Here is a 20,932-nt window from a genome sequence, read left to right on the forward strand (position 1 = left end):
TTAACCGGTGCAGGTCACGATATCGATTCGTGAACTACGTGGGCTTCTTAGGCAACTGGCGGGAGACTTCCTCAGCCTCCCGCCAGTTAGGTGCGGTTTCTTTGGCAGCCAACCGCGGTGGCCAATTGACTACGCGGTAGCACGACCATCTTTACGGCTGGTGTAGAAACCACGTGCCAGCAAGCCCAGGCCGACCAAGAACACGAGGATGATGCCCCATGCACCGGTTGCTGGAAGCGAGCTGAGGAAGTTATCGCGCTGGTTTTCGACGCGCACGAACAACCGCTCGGCTTGATCAGCCGTCGCGGCTTGTAGCTCAACTTCATGTACCTCAGGGTTCCGGATAAAACCGGCTGGGGCCTTAGTCTCGACTACGCAGTATTTGTAATCCTGCGTTGCAGTGCCACCCGCAGCAAAAGTGCGTACCGGGATGCCATATCCATGGAAGACACCCTCACGTTCGTTGTCGTTACTCTGCACCGTTGTCAGAGTAGTTGCGGTTGTCGGATTAAAATCGTTTGCCAAATTCTCAGAGGTCGATACCGGGATTGCCTCACCCTTGAGCTCTTTACCCACGCAGCGGTATAAGTTGAACTGAGCGCCTGCAAGATTGGCTTCGCCTTCTTGATCCTTAGTGAATTTTATGATCGTTAGGTTTGCATAATCCGTCTTAGTCGGCTTCGGAGCTTTGTCATCCTCAGTGGCAGGGCTGTCGGTGGTCACCTCTGCCCCATTTGGATACTCAACTTTCGCGGTGTTCGTGATTGACTCACCAGGTGCTGGCAAAGATACCACCTTTGCCTCGAACTGAACGTGTACCTGCAGGTTTGGATTTGTTTGTCGCAATCCTTCAAGTTTCGCGCGACCAGCTTCAGTAAAGTCGACGGTCAACGTGTTGTTTGCAGTCGTTAAAGTGTAATCTTCTGCTTGGAGCTCTCCGGCTGGGGAGACAGATACCGACGGTGCCTGTTCTCCCTCCGCAACCAACTGCAGTTGAGCTACTAGCTGGTCCGTAATTTTGAAACGACTGATATCACCGGCAGGAACCGGCGCATTGATGGTGTATTTCATGTTCGAACCAAGTGTCGCGCCTTGTGCATCGACCTGTTTATTTGGACGTAGTTCCTGGTTCTTTGGATACACCGTCCGGGTATATTCCCATTTACCAGTTAGTCCATCCGAATATGGCAGGCTGACCAGGAATGGCGCAGAAGTAGAATACCCGTCACGCGGCTGCTCTGTTACGACGTAAACACCGACGGGCACATCCGAGAAAGCAGCCTCACCTTCGGCTCCAGTAGTTTGTGACCGTTTACCCTCAGCTGGTTGTTCCGCATGGCGGTTGAAGTTTGCAATATTTTGTGGGTTATCGACGAGGTCGTTCAGCTGTGACCAACCGTTTAGCTTCGTGAGGTCAATATCCAGGCGTTCAATGTTAAAGACAGCCCCTGCAAGAGGGGTTACGTCGCCAGTCGGTGCCCCACTGTGAGTAGCTCCGTCGTCACCACGCTCCGGATCGCCCAGAAGCTTCTTAATTGTCAACGTTCCTGTTTTACCAGCATCAATCAAGTCAGCTTGGGCAGCAGTTGGGGAAGCCATTTCTCCAGCCGGCGCCGGTGCGCCGAATGGGCGATCAACAGCGCCAGCAGTGGCTCCGTCTTCAGTGACCGCAGCATCCTCATCCTGGGCAAAAGATATCGGGGCTGCTACTGCAGCACTACCGATGGCAAGTGTGCCAGCAGCACAGATTGCAATTACGCGCGACTTGAATGAGACCATGATGTCCGTTCCTATGAGGTGACTAGTTACTCTGAGGCTGCCCAAACATCACCGACCGATATGGTTTCGTTATCAAAACCACAGGTTAGCGAGAACCCTGCAGCGAACCCAGCTTAAACTAACAGCTTTTTACGCTTGAAACAAGCTTCTCACAGCGTCAAATCCCGTCATCCAAGGTCTGGCCGCTGCCATCTAGCCCCAAAGGTGTTCAACAACATACAATCGCCCCGGTCGGCAACCAGATCCTAGCGTCTAAACAGACACGTCCGAGTACGGCATCAACTCCGCGACATACGGAAACACCACTTCCATCAACAGGAAAAACACCCCCACCGCTAGCAACACAGCGAGCAGAGTTTTCACCACCACGCCACCTGGCAGCAAATTCCACAATCCGCGATACATAACTACCTCATCTCCCAAGCTTTCCAAGAATTTCTGGGCTTCAGCACCCAAACTCCCCGTGCACCAATACTCGAGTAAACAACCCCAGAATTACCGCCCTCTACACCAGTTCACCCAAAGCCGCAGGGCGCTGACCTTCGGTTTTCTCCAGCACTTCAACTTGCATCGCATGTACGATCATGCGCTGCGAGTTCGAATACCACGGGTGGCACGTCGTCAACGTCGCTAGCGACTCACTCGGCTGCGGGGCTCCTTCCCTGCTGAAATCAACTCCCGGAATCGGCGCAATGACCCCAACATCGCCCGGATGCGTGATGTGACGGCCTGGAATTCCGGCATACTCGTCGGCAAGCTTGGCGCGTTGTTCCTCGCTAAAACATTGCGCGCCACCGTCCGCGCCTGCGTCAATCGGCAACACCCGATACGTCACCCACTGCGTGGCGGTCTCCACCACGATTGCATCGCAAGCATGCAGATCCTCCAAATGCACAAAGGGCGCCCCCTGCCCCATGCGGTGCCCGGCGATTGCAAAATTGCCAAGTTCCCCCGGCGCCTGCGTGTCCATATAATGCCCTGGCCCGGCGGCTAAGACATCCTGAGAAGTACCGACTAATACCGCGTACTGATAATCCGGCCCCAACCGCGGAATATAGATGCGGCTAAACGCCTGCCCGTTATCCGGTTCCGGCACCCCCTCCCCCGTGCCACCAGTATCTGCTTCCTGCCAGCGTTGCTCCATGCGCTCATTCGCTTGCGCCTGCAATTGGCCAGATTTCATGTTCGTCCAATACGCCTCATAGAACACGAACAAGACGATGAGCGCTCCGGCGGTCAGCAGGATCTCGCCCAACAACCGTCGAAAACTAAACGGCTCAGATTTCATGCGCTTCCCATCGCCTTATCTCAGTGCTTTATACTTGCCGACGCCACTGCGCAGCAAAGCGTTACCGGCCACTAAGAATAATCCACCAAGTACAAAACTCCAGATACCGTTGCCGCCAGTCCTCGGCCATTTCGGGGGGAGCAGGTGTCCGTAGCCTTCAGTAAAGAAAGTCTGTATCGCTAATGGAATCTGCTCGTTGCCAGAACTGATCCCAAGGCTTTCGTTTATCTCTTCTTGCCCCACGCCACTTAAGCGCAAGGTCGGAAGCAGGATTCGTCCCAGGTAGCGCAGTCTCTGCGGTATTTTGCTGCTACCCGATTGCTCCGAGTTCTGCTCACGATACTTCTATGGGGGCACGCTGTGCCGTGGCTGCTTTTCGACGTTCCTTGCGTATCCAGTGAAGTAGATAAGCAATGGTCAGCATCGCGATGATCAACAGTGCCCACATCCACCACTGCAAGATGCCGTTTTTCTTGGCAAAAGCGGTTTCGTCTTCTGGATCGAGAGGGACACGTTCTGCATGGATCAACAGACGATGCGAGTTCACGCCATAGGGCGTACAGGTAATTAAGGTGATCAGATCTTTATCCGGCTGCTGCGCAAGACTTTCTGTTTCATGTGGCAAAACCACTTCCGTGGATGTCACCTGATACTTCATTTTCTCACCGAAGGTATTGACATAAATTGCGTCGCCTTCTTTAACGTCAACCAGGTTGTCCCACATCGTCGACGTCGTCAGCCCGGTGTGTCCAGTAATAACTGAGTGGGTGCCTTCCCCACCAACCGGTAATGACGTTCCGTATAAGTGGCCGAGGCCCTTTTGCAGAACTTCTTCCGTCGTTCCGTGATAAACCGGTAGTGAAGAATCGATAGACGGGATGGAAACTTGCGACATTGCCTGCAGGCCGGAAAGCTGCTTCAAATAGCGCTGGTAATCCTGGTTATCTTCAGACACCCGAGCGAGCCACGGATCCAGGATCGGCCCGCCACCAGAATTAGCGTTGTATTCTCGAGCCGCTTCGACAGCAGCGTTGAGTTGGTCTTGGGGCTCGTCAGCAATTTCCGAGGTGTACTCTTCGATAACTTTTCGCTGGATGTAATTGTTCCATTGCGTGGAGACTACGGGATACAACAGCACGGAAATCCCCACCAGGATGATTAAGGCAGGCACCACCACGCGTCGGAATACCGATGCTTGTTTGGGTTTATTAGGCGTCGTGGCTTGATGGGTGGCAACTGCCATAGCGGGTATTTCCTAGACTCTCTAAATAAAGCAAAACTAATACTATTTTTATTAAATTTCGGTGCATTCACCGAAGGCCCGACGCTCGAAGCGCCGGACCTTGAATATGCTTTCTTTACGGCATGATCATTGAGATCCACCGTGCACGGGAAAGCATCCGCGTGAGCTCCTAGGAGCTGCTAAGCCGTGGCGGAGTTGCGACGAGCAGCGTAAACACCACCGCCGATGATTCCCAGACCAAGCAGGGTTACGAGCAAGATACCCATGCCACCCGTCTTTGGCAGGAGTGGTCGATCAGTATCCGGGATGTTTTCGATCGTCATCGAGACCCGGCGGATGGTCTCACCATTCTGGCTTCCGTCAACGAATTCACGTGAGTCGATGTTTAGGTAGAAGCGGTATGGCTCTTCGCGGGTTTGCAAATAACCGGAAGGTGCGTCAGTTTCCTGCAGACAGTACTCAACGCCCTTCTGCGGAGCTTCGTTGTTGACCCAGTCGCTGACGTGGATGCCCGAGAACGTCAATTGTCCTTTGTCATCGGTGGTACCAGACTGAATAATCTTATCTGGAGCATCGCAACGGAAGAGATCGAAATCTGCGCCTTCCAGGAACCGCTCGTTGTTCGACTGATCTACCTTGTGGATTCGGACATCACCGATATAGGTAGCAACCTTCTCGTTCGGGGTTTCGAAACGCTGGGCACCATCCCCACTTGTAATAGCGCCATAGGAGCTAACCGCGTTCTCAATATCTTGGTCTTTCGCATTCAGGAGTGTTGCCTGATATGCGACATAAACGCTATCCCCGCTCTCTAGCTCCGCAGTTTCTGGGTTTATGGCAATCTTAAAGGACTCATTCGCGTCCGCAGGCAAGTTCTGTGCATTGCTTGCTACAGGCTGCTGGGTCTGAACTTCATAGGTTGACGGGTTGAGCAACTTTGGTCGACCGTTTCCACCAGGCACGCGGTATACCAGCGGTTTCAGGTCGTTATCAATACCCAATTCGTCCTTATTGTAGGAGTCCTGCACGACAAACTCGCTCAGAAAATCTCCCTCAGCCACGTTTGGAACATGTGCGGTTAGGCCATATCCGAGTTGGGCGGTAGCGGGATCACGGAAATCATTCAACGCGTGCTTATCTTCGTCAACGACTTCTTTCCCTACCTTGACGGAAGAATTTTTCGGGTAGACGTGAACGTTCTTTTCCCAGCCGGATCCGTCTTCGTTTACAGTCGGAACCAGAACGATGAACGGCTTGGATTTTACGAATCCTTGTGCTCCATCCGGCGTAGGTGTCTGAGTTTCGGTCACCAAGTAGGCGCCCGGTTCCAAATCATTGAATTTGAGCTCACCATCGATTCCAGCTCCGCCGGTTACGCCGGTGCGTGTCTGGAAGTTTTCATCCAACGGAGGGGTCGTGAGACCACCGTTGCCCTGCCAATTTCCTCGTGCACGGTTAAATTCATCGGCAACTGCTGCGAGGTTGCTCAAGCCAGCTTGTTCGCGGATATTGCCGTGCAGTTTCTGCAGTTGGAAGTGTGCGCCGTTAAGCGGTTCGCCACTAACGTGCTGGTCTTCGTTACCATTTGCTTCACCATGGATACGTGGATTCAAGCTCTTGTGCAGGGTCAGAGAGAAATCTTTAGTATCGGGAATCGCCGATGCGTGTGGCAGAACTTGCGATGATTCTTCGACAACCGATTCCTGGTCATTGTCGACCTGTGCGAAAGCTGGCGCGCCAGCTCCAAACGAGCCACCAAGTGCGATGCCCGCTGCAATCGCAAGCGCGACAGGTTTAGCAATAGCTTTTGCCATGAGAGGTCCTTTCACCCCGATACAGACAGCACGCATTAAAAAACTCAAAGGAACAGTAGCTTTTCTTTGTCAAAGCAGAGTTCTTTCCTAGCCTTATATGACAGCGCCTATATGAACTTGTTTCAGCTAATAACCACCCCACGTGGTTATCCGAAAAGGAATCTTAAAGTTTTGGAATACTCATCAACAAGCCAAAAAGACAACTTCACACAGCCTAAACGTGCTGGTCACAGGCACTATCGTTTTAGGACACAAAATTATTTAAACGACAGGTTCTATCCAGTCTATTCAATATTAAAATTCGGGTAATTTGTATCCGTGTGCCAGCACTCAAATGTGTTGTTTGGCTACGCAACTCAAGATCAAACAACTTTGGACCCCCGCCTATAAGCCAAAAGCACCACAATCCAACGCCAATAAATGACGAGAGGATTGGGTGCCACGAAAATATTTGGTTAGTTACTGCTCTTTTCGGCGGCGTATGAGGACGAAGCCGAGAAGAATCAGCACCACACCGGTTACCAGTGCCCACACGATGTTTGCACCGGTGATTGCCAGTGCTCCATCCGTTCCATGACTTTTCGCACTGTCATCGGGGTCATCGCCCGGCTTATCCGTTGAAGGTGGAGGTGTATCAGGGTTCGTCGGAGTCTCTGGGGTCCCCGGCGGAGTGCCACCCGGGTCAGGTTTTGTGACCACCACATTCTCGTAACTAAATTCCCGGCCAGTTATATCGCCCAAGGGCAAGAGCGTCAACCGTGGACTGGATAAACGCCAATCGTGGTCGTCGTCCGGCGCAAATTCCTCAATAAGGTATAGCCCCGGGCCCAAATTATCGAATACAGCCAGGCCTCCGGCATCGGTCTTTTTCTCCCGAGTTTCACTAAACCCTGCCTGCCGTGCGCGAGCAACATCGAATTGCTTCGCTGCTTCGCGTCCAGATCCGGTGGTGACGTCTAGGCCTTGCACCTTGGAGAGACGAAAGGTCAGCCCCTCCACACCACCAAATGGCTTGTCCCCCGGCAAAAGCTCATCATACGGATTCGGGGCAAGTTTTCTAATTTTGAGGGTCTGAGCACGGCCTGTTTCCATGGTCTCTGCGGAAAGATTTTTATCATTACCGGTGATTACCCGCTCGTGTGCCTCGGCAATAGGTGCCGCTAACGCGACAGACGTGGTCAGCGCTGCAGCCACACAAGCACTACAGAACTTATTGAGCACTCTGCCACCTACCCGGCGTAGTTACTTTCACAAGCACATACCTTTCTTGTAATTCCACGCGAACCTTCTCTGTTTTCTTGCACAGCTGCTGACGCCGAGATCGCATTGTGGGCAATGCCGTGCTCGTCATCTCATTGCTTAGCTCAGAGAGCGACGCCCTAAGAAAATTGCAGCAACAGCGACAATTCCCGCTGCGAATGCGATCCAACCAACTCCAATTCCTCCTACCAATGGCAGGTCGCCTTTTCGAATATCCGCTACTTGCATAATGAACTCAGCCTGTTGTTTATTTGCTTCATTAGGCTTAATTGTGATTTGCGGGTATTGTTCTTCGCCACCTTCCAGGACGACTTGCGGCCCTTTTTCACCACGTTGGATGCTAAATCGCACTGCCTTCGTCAACAGTTGGAAGCCCTCGGGCGCTTTGGTTTCAATGAGCTCATACGTCTCGCCATGCTTAAGCCCTGACACAGTCCGCGTTCCCTCAGTGATTGTACGTGGCCAGCTTTCCGCTGCCGGTATCTTATTGATCAAGAACTCTGCGCCGCCGAGTGGCACAGATTTATCCGCTGCATCAACCTTTTGCACGGTGATCGAAACGTCTAGTTGTTTGGCGTTCACAATAGTGCAGTGAACATTTCCGCGGAATGGAATATCGACGCGGAAACCCGGGTTTCGTCCATCATCGATATTCACTAGATTCGGCTTAGTTGTTTCCCATCCTTTGCCTTCGCCTTTGAAGACTTGAGCTGTACAGACGGCATTTTTATCACCTTGTTTTTGCAGCGTGTACTCACTCTGCTGCTGCTCTACAACATTAACTGAGTGACCTCTTCTGCTGGATTGATCGATTGACCGACCGAAATCACCATTTTGATCCGTGACATCTGTCACGCTGGATTTACGATCGTCACCGTCGATAATGACATTCTGCTGGTCATCAACTGTGGTCGTAAAAGTCCAGTCGGCACCTGGGGTCAGTGTTCCTTCATTATTCTGAATCTTTTTGGTCACGCTAAGCGTTCCAAAGCAATTTTGCAGAACGAGCTCTGAAAGATTTCTTGCAAGCTCGGTGAATCGAGCGACTGTAGTAACAGCGTCAGGGCTGGAAATGTCAGACGCGATTGTCTTAGTATTTCGCACTGCCGCGCGCCAAATTTCTGGCTGATTCGTGATGTCATACTTCACAGCTTTGTACCTGTCGGGAGTATCCCTGATGGTAATTTCGCCTGTTGTGACTAGTTCACGTACAGAATCTGCCTGGCCATAATAGCTAGGATAGCCAATTCCTTCGAGGTGAGGCCATGGTTTTGCTATACCCGTCGTCACCCCTGAAACCGCCGGCGTTTTCTGATGCTGAACTGAGGCCACTTGGAAGTAATCATCTTTGAGAATATATTCATCAAATGGTTCAAAACCCGCCATGATCGTTTCAATCCGGGTGCCTGAGTTCTTAAGCCTGTTAGCTTCTCTTACTGCAGCGGATAAATCACTTTGATTAATGAGATTGCCAATATCGAAACCATAAGGGTAGTCCCGACTACTCGTTGTAGGCAGACCATCTGTGATGAAATATACTGTGTCGAACTCGCCACTAGGCACCTGCCCCAAACCAGCTTCGTAATTCGTTCCACCACGGCCATTGCGTGTGAACTCGCGTGTCAAAGATTCGACTGCATAGCGAAGCTTCTTGACGCTACCGGCATCGTTTAAGCTCAGAGTATCAGTCGACATATCCGGAACAGATTTAGCAGCTGAGGCAAAATTGTATATGGCCATCTCGCTGCCACTGCCCTGCAACACATCGATTATTTTCAGTCCGGCTTCCACACTTGATCTAGCACCAATAGCATTATTACGGGCAAGAGAAGCAGAGGTATCGAATACCAGGGCAATTTTTGCACCACAACGTGGCGTTGCGGTGGGATTCGGAAGCGATTCCGGGAGCCAACCGCGAAGCTCAGTGGTTGGAGTTTCTCCTACGGTCAAGTCAATGCTACCGGCATCTGGATTAAACCACTCTGGTTTTTCTTTCCACATGATAATCTGGCATCCAGTTTGACTGCCTCGCAGAGGAATGTACGCCTCGACATCATATGATACTTGTTCTTTGGACGGCCGCCTATTAGTCGTCTTCAGAGTGAAATAAACGCTGCCCCCGCTGACAGTCAGCGTATAGTCTTCATCTTTACGCAGTTCCTGCCAACCATCATTATTAGAACCAAAGCGAAGTTTTAACCTCGGATCATTAACATTAATCCTCCCACTAAGGTTCGAGACACCATTAACCGCAACTTCAACAACATCTGCACCACCGTGCTCTGTTGTTGCCCATTTCTTATCCCACCAAGTCTTTGCATACAGTAGACCATTGTTATGGTGGCACTCATCAAATCTGCGGGAATTTGGAACCTCACGATGACTAGCAGACAAAACAGGATTTTGATTGCCTTGTGAACTGGCTTCATCCTTGTGCCACAAGTTAACCCGGCATCCAGTTGCAGAACCGCGCAGAGGAATAAACGCCTCTACATCATAAGATTTTTGGGCTAGAGGCGCACGGTTTTGTGTCGTCTTCAGAGCAAAATAAACACTGCCCCCACTGACAGTCAGCGTATAGTCTTCATCTTTACGCAGTTCCTGCCAACCATCAGTCTTAGAACCAAAGCGAAGTTTTAACCTCGGATCATTAACATTAATCCTCCCACTAAGGTTCGAGACACCATTAACCGCAACTTCAACAACATCTACACCACCTTGCGATGTTGTCTCCGGACTGTTGTCCCACCAGGTCTTTGCATACAGCAAACCGCTATTATGCCTGCACTCGTCCCAAAAACGGTCATTTGTAATGGTGCTAAAGCCTGCTCCGGAAACTGGATTTCCTTCAGTAATCGGGGGCGTATCTTCTCCATGAATCTGGCCTTCGTCAACGGTAGGATCCGTGTCAATTTCAATGCCCGCCATGGTGGCGCTTAGACTCGACTGGCTAGGGCGTTTTCTCTCACCCGCTGCCCATGAAACTGTGATCGGGCTCCCTGGTTGGACCTCAATTTCGTTTCCAAACTCAACAGATAGGGAGTTACCCGTCGAAGAAATCCAGCTAGTCGGCAGCGGTTCGCCGTTAACCGTTAGGCCTTTGATTCTGTCAGCAGCCCTAGGTGCAAGTTTTGTGCGCGAAGCAATTTCCAAACGGGTCATTTTCATTGCCTGCGTCGCCGACATGTGAATTGTAAAGTTCGTTCCGCCGTCGACGCGCGTGACCGTAACTGGCGCCTGAATGGTCCCCTGCGCGTGCGCAGCAGGAGTCGTCGAAAATTCTGTGAACTCTGAAGTTGCAGCAGGTATAACGCCTAAAATCAGCAGCAAGGTAAACGCTGTTGCCACGCAATTCCGCACCATGCGGAGAGGCGTCTTCTCTGTCTTCATCTTTTTATCCTTGACTTCTCACACTGCGGCGGACTGGCTGTGTTCGCGACACGACTAATTCTGCTCAACTAACGACGGCAGGCTGTATTTTTCTTTGTGCTTACGGTTCATCTTCTTCAACCAAGCGAGTGTAAGCAGCGCGAGCAGAACCGCCGCCCCAATAAAAGCCCACATCCACCAGGACCAGGTCAAGCCACGCGATTTGAATACATCGCCTGCTTCTTCGTCGTATGGCACACGTTGCCCAGTCACCAGTAGTCGGTGTGAGTTAACACCATACGGGGTACATGTAATCAGGGTGACTTGATCTTTGTCCGCCTCTGGGCGTAGCGAATCAGTCTCATGCGGTAGTACAACGCGAATGTCGTTGACCTGGTATTTCATTTTTTCGCCAGAAACCGATACATAAATCGGATCGTCCATTTCGACGTCAGTGAGGGTGTCGAACAGCGAGGCATTCACCAAGCCTGTATGGGCGGTAAGTACGGAATGGGTACCTTCCCCACCGACGGGCAAATCCGACCCGTATAAGTGACCCACGCCTTTTTGCAGAACGTCTTCATTCGTACCGTGATAAACGGGAAGATCGATGTCCGCGGATGGAACCACAAGTCGCGCCATAACATCATGCGCATCTAACTCAGCCAAATATGCTTGATAATCCTCGTTATCCTCGGAAATTCGAGTCAACCATGGATCGAGAATTGGCCCTGAAGAATGCGTGCGGTTGTACTCATGCGCCGATGCCAATTGGTCTGCCAATAACTGTTGATCGGTGTTATCAATCTCCTGGGAGTATTTATCTGCTGTACGCATTTGTTCCCAGTTATTGAGTTGAGTAACCACCACCGGGTATAGCAGAAGTAGAATTGCTGCCACGGCCAGGATAACTACCGGTAATACTTTGCGGTTAAACGATTCCACAGCATGCTTGGGTTTTGCCTTAGCATCAGCGGCACGCAATACCATATTAATCCTATCTAGTCATCCGTGACGTGGGTTTTATGATGGTGGGTAACAACCCAAAGCCCCTATCCCCATAAATCAAATCCATGAGGATAGGAAACAGGTTCTCGAATTAAGCTTTCGAGCTAGCACGACGGGCGAACCAGGCTGCCAATCCTGCAACCAGTGCTGCCAGAGCGGCCAACAAGCCAATACCCATGCCACCGGTCAAAGGCAACTGTGGCATCTCGGAGCGCTTGTTTTTAATCTGCGCCTCATACTGGACGGGAGATTGCGTATTCAAAGTTTCGTCCTTTGAAACCAGCTTGAACTTGTGAACCTCACTGGTTGCCACGAATCCACGCGGTGCTTTAGTCTCCACCAAACAGTAAGACTTATCGATGTTCGTCGAATCATCTTCGATATTAGTGACATGGATGCCATCGATCAGAACTGTTCCGTCATCACCGGTCGTCCACTTGGAGGTTTCGCCGATCGTAATCTTGTCTTGCTCTTGCAACTGGTTAGCCTGCGGATCGTCACCGGTGCAACGGTAAAGCTCAAACTCCGCACCCTTCAGTGGAGTTTCAGAGCCTTCCTCGGTCTTGACTACCTTGACCTGACCCCAGTAGGACTTAACCTCATTCGACTCGGTTTCGCGTTCTTGATCCTGATTGGGGTAATGCACAAACTGCTTCGCTTTGTTGACTGCGATACCGTCGGTGCCTTCCAGCTTCTTCACCGTGGCGGTAATCGTGAGGTCAACAGTGGTTCCCGCAGGCAATCCGGAAAGCTTGTCTAGGTTCGTAAAAGACAATTCGACCAAACCTGTTCCTTGATTAATACTCAAGCTGTAATCAGCATTAACCAGTTGCGTGCCATCAGACAGTGCTACCTTAGCCTCAATATTGTCAAGATTTTCCGTGTCGAGTTGGTCCGTAATGCGGAAACCTTTGAGTTTTTCACCCGTTGGAATGACTGGCACGTTACCATGGACCACGTACTCAATGGTCTCCCCAACGTTCTTGTCCGCGTCTTTGACTTCCTTAGTGACGCCGGAAGTGGTGTTCTTGGGTTGGACTACAACGTCATAGTTCCACCCGTCGCCCGCAGCGTTGGTATATGGAAGGGAAACGATAAATGGAGTGGAAGGGGCTACTTCAGAGGCCTGATACGTTTTATTGGTCTCGACATCCGTAACTTGGCCATCAATGGTTTCTTCGAATAGCCAGATTCCCTGTGCGAGTGCAGATGTTCCCGATTCGAATTTGAGTTGGCCGTTATCTCCAGTGGTACCCGTAACTGTCGTCTGGGTAAGAGTAGCGCCTTTCTGTGCGTAGTTGCGAGCAGTAAGGGTGCCTAGTTCTGAGGCATCGACACCATCAACGTTCAGAAGCGTGCCGGTGAAGGTAGCACCTTTCAGTGGGTTACCGGTTACGTTGGGGTCTGCCGTACCTGAACCGGCTTCGCCGATGCTGGTGGGGTTGAGACGCTTATCGATCGTCAGGGTTACCGGTCTATTCTCATCGATGACAGCAGCGGGAGCAGCTTCTTGCGCGACAGCTGTTACTCCCCCCATGGACAGGGATAGGCCAAGAATAGCGACAGCACTAGCTGAACGAATAAATCCAGTTTTCTTCATAGGTATAAGACCTTTCATGACTTAACACCTAATCCTGAGAAAATTTTTGTTAGGTGTTAACGATGACATCCGGAATCTGAATGTTCAACAAGAAAATATATAGCTAACGTTTAGCTACTTACAAGATTGTTCAACGATCTATTACCCCCCCCCAACAACCCCGGCCATGCGCAACGCGAAAGACCGGAAACCTTCCGGTTCCCGGTCTTGGCATCGTGCGGCCTGAGGGGATCGAACCCCCGACCTACTGGGTGTAAACCAGTTGCTCTTCCAGCTGAGCTAAAGCCGCATCCCTCTGTGCGAGGTACTGGTATACCATAACATGATCATCATAAACTTTGACAAATCGCCAGGTTAAGCATCATTTTATGGAGTTATAGAACGCTATACTGCAGCGCCTTTGGACTTGGTATAGCCGCGACCCACCAAGCAGGAAGCCTGCCAATCACCGAAGCGATCAGCCTTCGTCTGCACCATTCCAGCCAGTTGAGCAGATTCAGAGATCACACCAGGTTCCACAGTGCCCGGCTTCTGTGCGCCAGGGGTCAGCAACCAGATGCAGCCGCCGTCGGCAAGCGGAGTGATCGAGTCCACCAAACCGTCGACAAGGTCCCCGTCTTCTTCCCGCCACCACAGCAGGACGACGTCGCAAAGCTCATCAGTATCTGCATCCAACAGCTCCTCGCCAATTACGTCCTCAATGGCCTCGGAGATGCTGCTGTCGCAATCTTCGTCCCAACCAACTTCCTGCACCACCATGCCTTTTTCGATACCAAGGCGCTGTGCAAGGTCCTGGGTGCGCTCCTCGCCACCCGGAGTGTCTACCACTGTGTTAATCCTTCCTGAGATTTCTCGGTTGTCTGGGTTTCCCCGATCTTCCCGGCTACAGCCTGAAGACCGCTTCAAGCCACACCCTACAACGATTAGCATCAAAAATGTGAGATACGCGTGGATATTGCGCCGTAATTACTTAGCGTTGTTCAACCATCGGTGGCGCCAGGTAGCATGTAAACAACACCCGCGTGCTCTCGCAACGCGGACTGGAACGGTGTATCAGCCAAAAACTTGGCTGGTAGCCGCCTCCGTGGCATACCCCAGTATTGGTGGCGCCCGCGCGCCATACTGGTACACAACTGGTCAAGATATCTGTGCAAGGAGAACCACATGGCAGATCACTCTGATAATTCTGCAAACAGCAAGAACCCCGCGCAGGATTTCGGCAGCGACGAATCCAACCACCCACTCATCCGGGACGGCGTTGCCTCTTACCTGAACGACCAAGACCCGGAAGAGACCCGGGAATGGATGGACTCGCTCGACGGGCTGCTAGAAAACGCGTCTTCTGACCGTGCGCGTTACCTGATGCTGCGTCTTCTGGAGCGCGCCTCAGCAAAACGCGTACCGCTGCCGTCGCTGACTTCCACGGACTTCGTCAACACCATCCCCACCGACCAGGAACCAGAATTCCCGGGCGACGAGGAGATTGAGAAGCGCTACCGCCGTTGGATGCGCTGGAACGCCGCCGTGATGGTGCACCGTGCTCAGCGCGAAGGCATCGGCGTCGGTGGGCACATTTCCACCTACGCTGGCGCTGCCCCACTCTATGAGGTCGGCTACAACCACTTCTTCAAAGGTAAAGACCACCCATCCGGTGGCGACCAGGTCTTCTTCCAAGGCCATGCCTCGCCAGGCATGTACGCGCGCGCCTTCCTGGAAGGCCGCTTGGATGAAGAAGACCTCGACGGCTTCCGCCAGGAAGTCTCCCGTGGCCCAAACAACGGCCTGCCTTCCTACCCACACCCAAAGGGCATGGACTGGTTCTGGGAATTCCCTACCGTATCCATGGGCCTGGGCCCAATGAACGCCATCTACCAGGCACGCTTTAACAAATACCTGGAAAACCGCGGCATCAAAGACACCTCCGACCAGCACGTCTGGGCCTTCCTAGGCGACGGCGAGATGGACGAAGCCGAATCCCGCGGCCTGGTGCACTTCGCTGCCCTGAACGGCCTGGACAACTTGACGTTCATCGTCAACTGCAACCTGCAGCGTCTCGACGGCCCAGTGCGCGGTAACTCGCAGATCATCCAAGAGCTCGAGTCCTTCTTCCTAGGCTCCGGCTGGGACGTGATCAAGATTGTTTGGGGCCGCGAATGGGACAAACTGTTCGCCGCCGACAAAGACGGCGCGCTGGTCAACATCATGAACAACACCGCCGACGGCGACTACCAAACCTTCAAGGCCAACGACGGCGCCTACGTGCGTGAGCACTTCTTCGGCCGCGACGAACGCACCGCCAAGCTGGTTGAAGACATGAGCGACGACGAGATCTGGGCGCTGCGCCGCGGTGGCCACGACTACCGCAAGATCTACGCCGCATACAAGCGCGCCACCGAGAAGAAGGACGGCCGCCCAACCGCCATCCTGGCACTGACCATCAAGGGCTACGGCCTGGGCCACAACTTCGAGGGCCGCAACGCAACCCACCAGATGAAGAAGATCGGCCTGGACGATCTGAAGCAGTTCCGCGACAAACAGGGCATCCCGTTTACCGATGAGCAGTTGGAGAAGGATCCAGCCCTGCCGCCGTACTATCACCCAGGCAAAGACGCCGACGAGATCAAGTATATGCTGGAGCGTCGGAAAGAGCTCGGCGGTTACCTGCCGGAGCGTCGCACGAAGTATTCGCCAATCGAGGTGCCACCGCTGGACAAGCTGCGCAGCGTGCGCAAGGGTTCCGGCAAGAACCAAGTTGCTACCACCATGGCGCTGGTACGTACCTTCAAAGAACTCATGCGTGATAAGGAACTGGGCAAGCGCGTGGTTCCGATCATCCCGGATGAGGCCCGCACCTTCGGTATGGACTCCTGGTTCCCAACGCTGAAGATCTACAACCCACACGGCCAGAACTACGTGCCAGTGGACCACAACCTGATGCTGTCCTACACCGAAGCCAAAGACGGCCAGATGCTGCACGAGGGCATCAACGAGGCTGGCTCGGTGGCATCATTCACCGCGGCTGGTACCTCGTACGCCACCCATGGCGAGCCAATGATTCCGCTGTACATCTTCTACTCGATGTTCGGCTTCCAGCGCACTGGCGACGGCATCTGGGCAGCTGGCGACCAAATGGCCCGCGGCTTCCTGGTGGGCGCCACCGCAGGCCGCACCACGCTGACCGGTGAAGGCCTGCAGCACATGGACGGCCACTCGCCAATGCTGGCCGCCACCAACCCAGCTGTGGTTACCTACGATCCAGCCTTTGCCTACGAAATCGCGCACCTGGTGCACCGCGGCATCGACCGGATGTACGGCCCAGAAGGCGGCGAGGACGTCATCTACTACCTCACCGTGTACAACGAGCCAATGGATCAGCCTGCCGAGCCAGAAGATCTGGACGTGGAAGGCCTGCACCGCGGCATCTACCACTACAACACGGCCGAATCCGGCTCCATCCCAGCCAACATCTTGGCCTCTGGCGTGGGCATGGTCGAAGCCCTTCGCGCACAGAAGATCCTGGCCGAAGAATTCGACGTCAAGGCGTCTGTATTCTCCGTGACCTCCTGGATCGAGCTGGCCCGCGAAGCTGCCGCACGCAACAAAGAAGCGCTGCAGCAGGGCAAGATCAACCCAGAAAAGCCATTCGTGACCAAGCAGTTGGAAGGCTTCGACGGCCCATTCGTTGGTGTTTCTGACTTCGGCACCGACCTGCAGAAGAAGCTGCGCCCATACGTGCCGGGCACCTACACCGCACTGGGTGCAGACGGCTTCGGCTTCTCCGATACTCGCGAGGCTGCACGCCGCTACTTCAACATCGATGCCGAATCCATCGTCGTCGCTACTCTGTTGAACCTGGCCAAGGAAGGCACCGTGGACGAAGAGGTTGCCGAGAAGGCAGCCAAGAAGTTCCACTTGGATGATCCGACCAAGGCCTAAGCTGTAGCTGGCTAGTTCTTGCTGGTTAGTTGGCCAGCGTGCTTGCTGGCTAGACTCCTAGCTACCAGGCCAGCTGCTGCGCCCCGGCTGGAGGCTTTCGCGTTATTCACCGTGTAGAGTCTTCTCGCCGGGGTTTAGTCATGTACGTCTCCGGCCAAGGTGCCATGAGCTCAACCGGGCTACCCCATCCGGCGGGATTATGAACCCGCTCGGGACTATGACGAGAGTCTGTCTTGCCTTGCCCATGAAACGTCGTTGCACCCCGTAATATAAAGCAACGTATTTTGCCCAGATAGCTTCACGAATTGGATTGGTGAGAATAATGTCGAGCCCATCGTCGCAGCAGCGCCAACAATTACAAGATGAACTCACCCGCGCGGTGGGCACGGGGCGCATCAACATCAAGCAATTCGATTACTTGATGGGCATCGTGTGGTCGTCAGAGTCGATGGCAGATTTGGATTCTATCCGGCGGGACTATCTGGGGCAGGGTCTACCACCGCGGCCTGCTCACGGGGCGTACCCTCCTGGCACACAACGGGAGCAACACGGACCGCAGGACGGCCGACAAAGTAGTGCACAGGGCGCACCCGGCATGCGGGGCCCCGGGCACTCACAGGGGGTTTCTCGCCCCGCTGAGCCAGCACCGTATCGTCCCGGGCAGTTTTCTGCCCAGGCACCAATGAAAACGACGCTGGGAACCATCAGCCTGACGGGCCGGTGGACCGTTCCAGAACGCCAAGAATTCATCGCCTCCGGCGGCACGATCCATATTGACCTCCGTCAGGCACGCGCAGATACACCCGTCGTCGAGTTCCACATCAACGCGAAAATGTCGAGCGTACGCATCATCGCCCCACCCGGCGTTGCCGTGGACAACCGCATGCGGAACCTGGCTTCCACTGTTGAAATGGATAACACCATCCCTCACCCGAACGCCCCACGGGTGGTACTAACCGGGGCGATCTCTGGCTGCAAGCTGAGCGTGCTGCGCGTTCCGTTGCAGCCCTAAAACTCGTGGTATAAGCGTCGCAACACGCCAGGCAGCGCAACTGTTCTACACTGACAACATGGATCTCGCCGATAAGCTCGACACCTTCGCCCGCCTGGTTCCCCTGCTGGACGACGCCAGCGGGGCAGATACCGACGACATCACCAGGGATGCCCGCCTCCACGATCTGGCGATTGATTCTTTGTCGATGATCGAGCTCGTCGTCAAGATTGAAGACGAGTTCAAAGTGCGGCTGGACGAAAACATTGTGCAGGACTGGGACACCGTCTCCGATGTCATTGCCTATATTGACGAGCACGGCGAAAAAGTAAACTAACAAACAAGTTTTCGGCGCTAGCGAGCAAACCTAGCGAGCCAGCACTGTCGGCTCGGCCCCAAAGAACACCTTAAAGCGCTACCTTAACGGCGGCGCGCCCATGACAATAGGGCACTCAACCGCGACTTCCCCATCGCAGCGAGCACCCTACGCCAGCGCGCACCAGCCGCTCACTAAGCAAGCATCGTCTTCCCCAACGTGCCCACCCTCGCTTGCGCCACAAATGATTCAACTACCCCACCAGTCACACCAGCAACCCTCAAGCCGCCATTGAACCCCCGTTTTCTGAAGTGCTGCTTGAAGGTTTTTCCATCGGCGCAGTTCAGAAACTTACATCACTGTAATCCCACTAATTAACATTCACACCTGACGTGGGTAGTGCGCTTCAGGGAACTTTCAGGCTGGTATCTGACCAGAACATAACGTAGGCTACGGTTTCATGAAACCATCCTTCCGCGCTCTCGGCGCCGCTGTCGCTGCCGGTACCCTCGGCAGCCTGCTGGCTCTCACTGCCCCTGTCAGTCATGCACAATCGACAACGGACCCGCTGGTGCAGATCTCCTCCGCCATCGCTGGGCAACCCACCGAAACGCGGACGATTGATGTCAACGGCACCCCACGCCACTTCATCGTGGACCTACCCGCCAATTACGACCCGAACCGCGCCTACCCAGTGGTTCTCGGTTATTCCGGCGCCTGGGATACCGCAGACGCCTTCCGCGGGCATTCCTTTTTAAACAAAGCCGTGGGCAGTGACGCCATCGTCGCCTACCCGCAAGGCGTCACCGATAAGCTCAAGGGCAAACCAGCCTGGGGCGGACCACACTACGCCGCGCAAAGCGTCGAGGATGACGCCGCTTTCGCCCGTGCACTCGTCGCTGATCTAGCCGGGAAATACAACGTGGATACCAACCGCATCTACGCCACCGGGCTTTCCAACGGCGGCGGTGCAGCACTCAGTCTGGCGTGTCATGCACCGGATCTTGTCGCCGGAGTGGCCAGCTCTGCCGGCGCCTACTACGACGCGACAGTCTCTAACTGCGTACCCGACGCCGCCGTGCCAACGCTGATCATGCACCACAAAGACGATCACGTCATCAACATCAACGGTGGCGCCAATGATCACGGCGGCCACTACAAAGCCGCACGCCAAGTTTTCGATGAATTCGCCACCCGCAACGGTTGCGCACCAGGCGGCAACGTCAACAACTGGATCGTTGGCGCCCACACCGTTTCCGGAAGCAACTGCCGTGCTGCAACGGAATTCGCCACCGTTGTCAGCCCGCAGGTGAACAACGGCCACACCTGGTTCAAGGCCGTACCATCAGCCAACCTGCTGGTGTGGGAGTTCTTTAAAAACCAGGCCTAGCACCGGGTTCTAGCGCCCGGTTCTAGTCCCTGCTCCTAGCTTCTGCCGCTAGCCACCCAAACCTCCCCCGGGAAGCTAGCCCTGCAGCTCCTGCCAGATCGCGTCGTTCGTTTCCGCCCACAACGGCTTGGCCCACTCGCCAAAGTCTTTATCGGTGAGAGCGAGCAACGCGATTTTTTCGTCTGGCAGCAACCACATATAAGAGCCATACATGCCAAAGTGCCCGACGGCATTGTCCGGCAAGGCCGCCCCCATCCAGTGCGGATCCTTCGTGCCATGAATTTCAAAGCCCAGCCCCCACACACATGGTTTCTGCATGCCATAGCCGGGAACAATTCCACGCAAGTCCGCAAACTGCGGCGTCAGCATCTCTTTTACCGTCGACGGGTCCAGCAAACTCGGCTCCAGCACTTCCTGGGCAAAACGGGCCAAGTCAGCCGCGGTAGTTTCCAACGCGTAACCAGACGAACCTTTCAACACAGTGTTGTTCATGCCTAACGGTTCGAACAACCCTAACTTAAGGTATTCGGCAAAATCCATGCCGGCTTCGTCCTCGAGCTTTTCCTGCAGCACCTCAAAGCCCGCCGACGAATAAATACGGCGTTCTTCCGGGGCGCGATCCGGGTTTTCTGCATCTTTCCCGATCCCACTGGCATGTGCGAGCAGGTGCCGCACGGTCGAGCCCTCCGGACCCACCGGCGTATCCCAAGCAAACACGCCTTCTTCAACGGCCATGGCAAAGCCATACGCGGCCACCGGTTTAGTTACGGAGGCCACTGCGAAAACGTGCTCATCGTCGCCCAGGGTGTGGGCGAGTTCGCCGTCCCAAATCAGCGCGGCAGCCACATTTTCAACTGGCCAGTCAGCGATTTTTTCGAAAGATGTCAGTGGTTCATGGTTTGTCATGCTCACCAGTGTAAACCTCAGCAGAAGATCCA

At 53.9% G+C, this 20,932-nt stretch carries 15 protein-coding genes and 1 tRNA gene; 4 read left to right on the forward strand and 12 right to left on the reverse strand.

The window, feature by feature from the left end:
- Positions 1-129 precede the first annotated feature (129 nt).
- From L9H78_RS07450 to L9H78_RS07500, 11 genes are all read right to left on the reverse strand, one after another.
- Positions 130-1,779 carry a SpaH/EbpB family LPXTG-anchored major pilin gene (locus tag L9H78_RS07450; RefSeq protein ID WP_249619708.1) on the reverse strand — a complete coding sequence of 550 codons (1,650 nt, stop codon included), beginning with the start codon at positions 1,777-1,779 and terminating at the stop codon, positions 130-132.
- A gap of 252 nt (positions 1,780-2,031) precedes the next feature.
- The gene (locus L9H78_RS07455; protein WP_249620799.1) at positions 2,032-2,235 is read right to left on the reverse strand and encodes a hypothetical protein; all 204 of its coding nucleotides are present in this window, start codon (positions 2,233-2,235) and stop codon (positions 2,032-2,034) included.
- Between the two features lie 49 nt (positions 2,236-2,284).
- Complete coding sequence (locus tag L9H78_RS07460; protein WP_249619709.1) at positions 2,285-3,067, reverse strand: class E sortase; 783 nt, start codon at positions 3,065-3,067, stop codon at positions 2,285-2,287.
- Between the two features lie 334 nt (positions 3,068-3,401).
- Positions 3,402-4,310, reverse strand: a complete 909-nt coding sequence (locus tag L9H78_RS07465; protein WP_249619710.1) for a class C sortase — start codon at positions 4,308-4,310, stop codon at positions 3,402-3,404.
- Between the two features lie 179 nt (positions 4,311-4,489).
- Positions 4,490-6,124: a SpaH/EbpB family LPXTG-anchored major pilin gene (locus L9H78_RS07470; protein ID WP_249619711.1), complete on the reverse strand. Its 1,635-nt coding sequence runs from the start codon at positions 6,122-6,124 to the stop codon at positions 4,490-4,492.
- A 459-nt stretch (positions 6,125-6,583) separates the two neighbouring features.
- Positions 6,584-7,345 (reverse strand): LPXTG cell wall anchor domain-containing protein, encoded by a 762-nt coding sequence (locus tag L9H78_RS07475; protein WP_249619712.1) that lies wholly within the window; start codon positions 7,343-7,345, stop codon positions 6,584-6,586.
- Positions 7,346-7,483: 138 nt separating this feature from the next.
- Complete coding sequence (locus tag L9H78_RS07480; RefSeq protein WP_249619713.1) at positions 7,484-10,774, reverse strand: vWA domain-containing protein; 3,291 nt, start codon at positions 10,772-10,774, stop codon at positions 7,484-7,486.
- Positions 10,775-10,828: 54 nt separating this feature from the next.
- Positions 10,829-11,743, reverse strand: a complete 915-nt coding sequence (locus L9H78_RS07485) for a class C sortase (RefSeq protein ID WP_249619714.1) — start codon at positions 11,741-11,743, stop codon at positions 10,829-10,831.
- Positions 11,744-11,852: 109 nt separating this feature from the next.
- Positions 11,853-13,361, reverse strand: coding sequence for a SpaH/EbpB family LPXTG-anchored major pilin (locus tag L9H78_RS07490; protein WP_249619715.1), 1,509 nt, complete (start codon positions 13,359-13,361; stop codon positions 11,853-11,855).
- Positions 13,362-13,577: 216 nt separating this feature from the next.
- Positions 13,578-13,650, reverse strand: a tRNA-Val gene (locus L9H78_RS07495).
- A gap of 95 nt (positions 13,651-13,745) precedes the next feature.
- Positions 13,746-14,189, reverse strand: a complete 444-nt coding sequence (locus L9H78_RS07500; protein ID WP_018120400.1) for a DUF3052 domain-containing protein — start codon at positions 14,187-14,189, stop codon at positions 13,746-13,748.
- Between the two features lie 336 nt (positions 14,190-14,525).
- Between L9H78_RS07500 and aceE the strand changes: the two genes are divergently transcribed.
- From aceE to L9H78_RS07520, 4 genes are all read left to right on the forward strand, one after another.
- On the forward strand, positions 14,526-17,297 hold the full coding sequence (aceE, locus tag L9H78_RS07505) for a pyruvate dehydrogenase (acetyl-transferring), homodimeric type (protein WP_249619716.1): 2,772 nt from the start codon (positions 14,526-14,528) through the stop codon (positions 17,295-17,297).
- 322 nt (positions 17,298-17,619) lie between these two features.
- Positions 17,620-18,309, forward strand: a complete 690-nt coding sequence (locus L9H78_RS07510; RefSeq protein WP_249619717.1) for a hypothetical protein — start codon at positions 17,620-17,622, stop codon at positions 18,307-18,309.
- 58 nt (positions 18,310-18,367) lie between these two features.
- Complete coding sequence (locus L9H78_RS07515) at positions 18,368-18,625, forward strand: acyl carrier protein (protein WP_249619718.1); 258 nt, start codon at positions 18,368-18,370, stop codon at positions 18,623-18,625.
- Between the two features lie 439 nt (positions 18,626-19,064).
- Entirely contained in the window at positions 19,065-19,994 is a 930-nt protein-coding gene (locus tag L9H78_RS07520; protein WP_249619719.1) for a CE1 family esterase, read from the forward strand.
- Positions 19,995-20,069: 75 nt separating this feature from the next.
- Here L9H78_RS07520 and L9H78_RS07525 read toward each other — a convergent pair whose 3' ends face one another.
- Positions 20,070-20,900, reverse strand: coding sequence for a serine hydrolase domain-containing protein (locus L9H78_RS07525; protein ID WP_430622727.1), 831 nt, complete (start codon positions 20,898-20,900; stop codon positions 20,070-20,072).
- Between the last annotated feature and the right edge of the window lie 32 nt (positions 20,901-20,932).

The sequence above is a fragment of the Corynebacterium pseudodiphtheriticum genome, assembly GCF_023509295.1.
Classification (GTDB): Bacteria; Actinomycetota; Actinomycetes; order Mycobacteriales; family Mycobacteriaceae; genus Corynebacterium; species Corynebacterium pseudodiphtheriticum.

Excerpts from the sequence above, each read along its gene's own strand:
- L9H78_RS07450 (WP_249619708.1), bottom strand. The coding sequence starts at position 1,779 with ATGGTCTCATTCAAGTCGCGCGTAATTGCAATCTGTGCTGCTGGCACA.
- L9H78_RS07460 (WP_249619709.1), bottom strand. The coding sequence starts at position 3,067 with ATGAAATCTGAGCCGTTTAGTTTTCGACGGTTGTTGGGCGAGATCCTG.
- L9H78_RS07465 (WP_249619710.1), bottom strand. The coding sequence starts at position 4,310 with ATGGCAGTTGCCACCCATCAAGCCACGACGCCTAATAAACCCAAACAA.
- L9H78_RS07470 (WP_249619711.1), bottom strand. The coding sequence starts at position 6,124 with ATGGCAAAAGCTATTGCTAAACCTGTCGCGCTTGCGATTGCAGCGGGC.
- L9H78_RS07480 (WP_249619713.1), bottom strand. The coding sequence starts at position 10,774 with ATGAAGACAGAGAAGACGCCTCTCCGCATGGTGCGGAATTGCGTGGCA.
- L9H78_RS07485 (WP_249619714.1), bottom strand. The coding sequence starts at position 11,743 with ATGGTATTGCGTGCCGCTGATGCTAAGGCAAAACCCAAGCATGCTGTG.
- L9H78_RS07490 (WP_249619715.1), bottom strand. The coding sequence starts at position 13,361 with ATGAAGAAAACTGGATTTATTCGTTCAGCTAGTGCTGTCGCTATTCTT.
- aceE (WP_249619716.1), top strand. The coding sequence starts at position 14,526 with ATGGCAGATCACTCTGATAATTCTGCAAACAGCAAGAACCCCGCGCAG.
- L9H78_RS07510 (WP_249619717.1), top strand. The coding sequence starts at position 17,620 with ATGTCGAGCCCATCGTCGCAGCAGCGCCAACAATTACAAGATGAACTC.
- L9H78_RS07515 (WP_249619718.1), top strand. The coding sequence starts at position 18,368 with ATGGATCTCGCCGATAAGCTCGACACCTTCGCCCGCCTGGTTCCCCTG.
- L9H78_RS07520 (WP_249619719.1), top strand. The coding sequence starts at position 19,065 with ATGAAACCATCCTTCCGCGCTCTCGGCGCCGCTGTCGCTGCCGGTACC.
- L9H78_RS07525 (WP_430622727.1), bottom strand. The coding sequence starts at position 20,900 with ATGACAAACCATGAACCACTGACATCTTTCGAAAAAATCGCTGACTGG.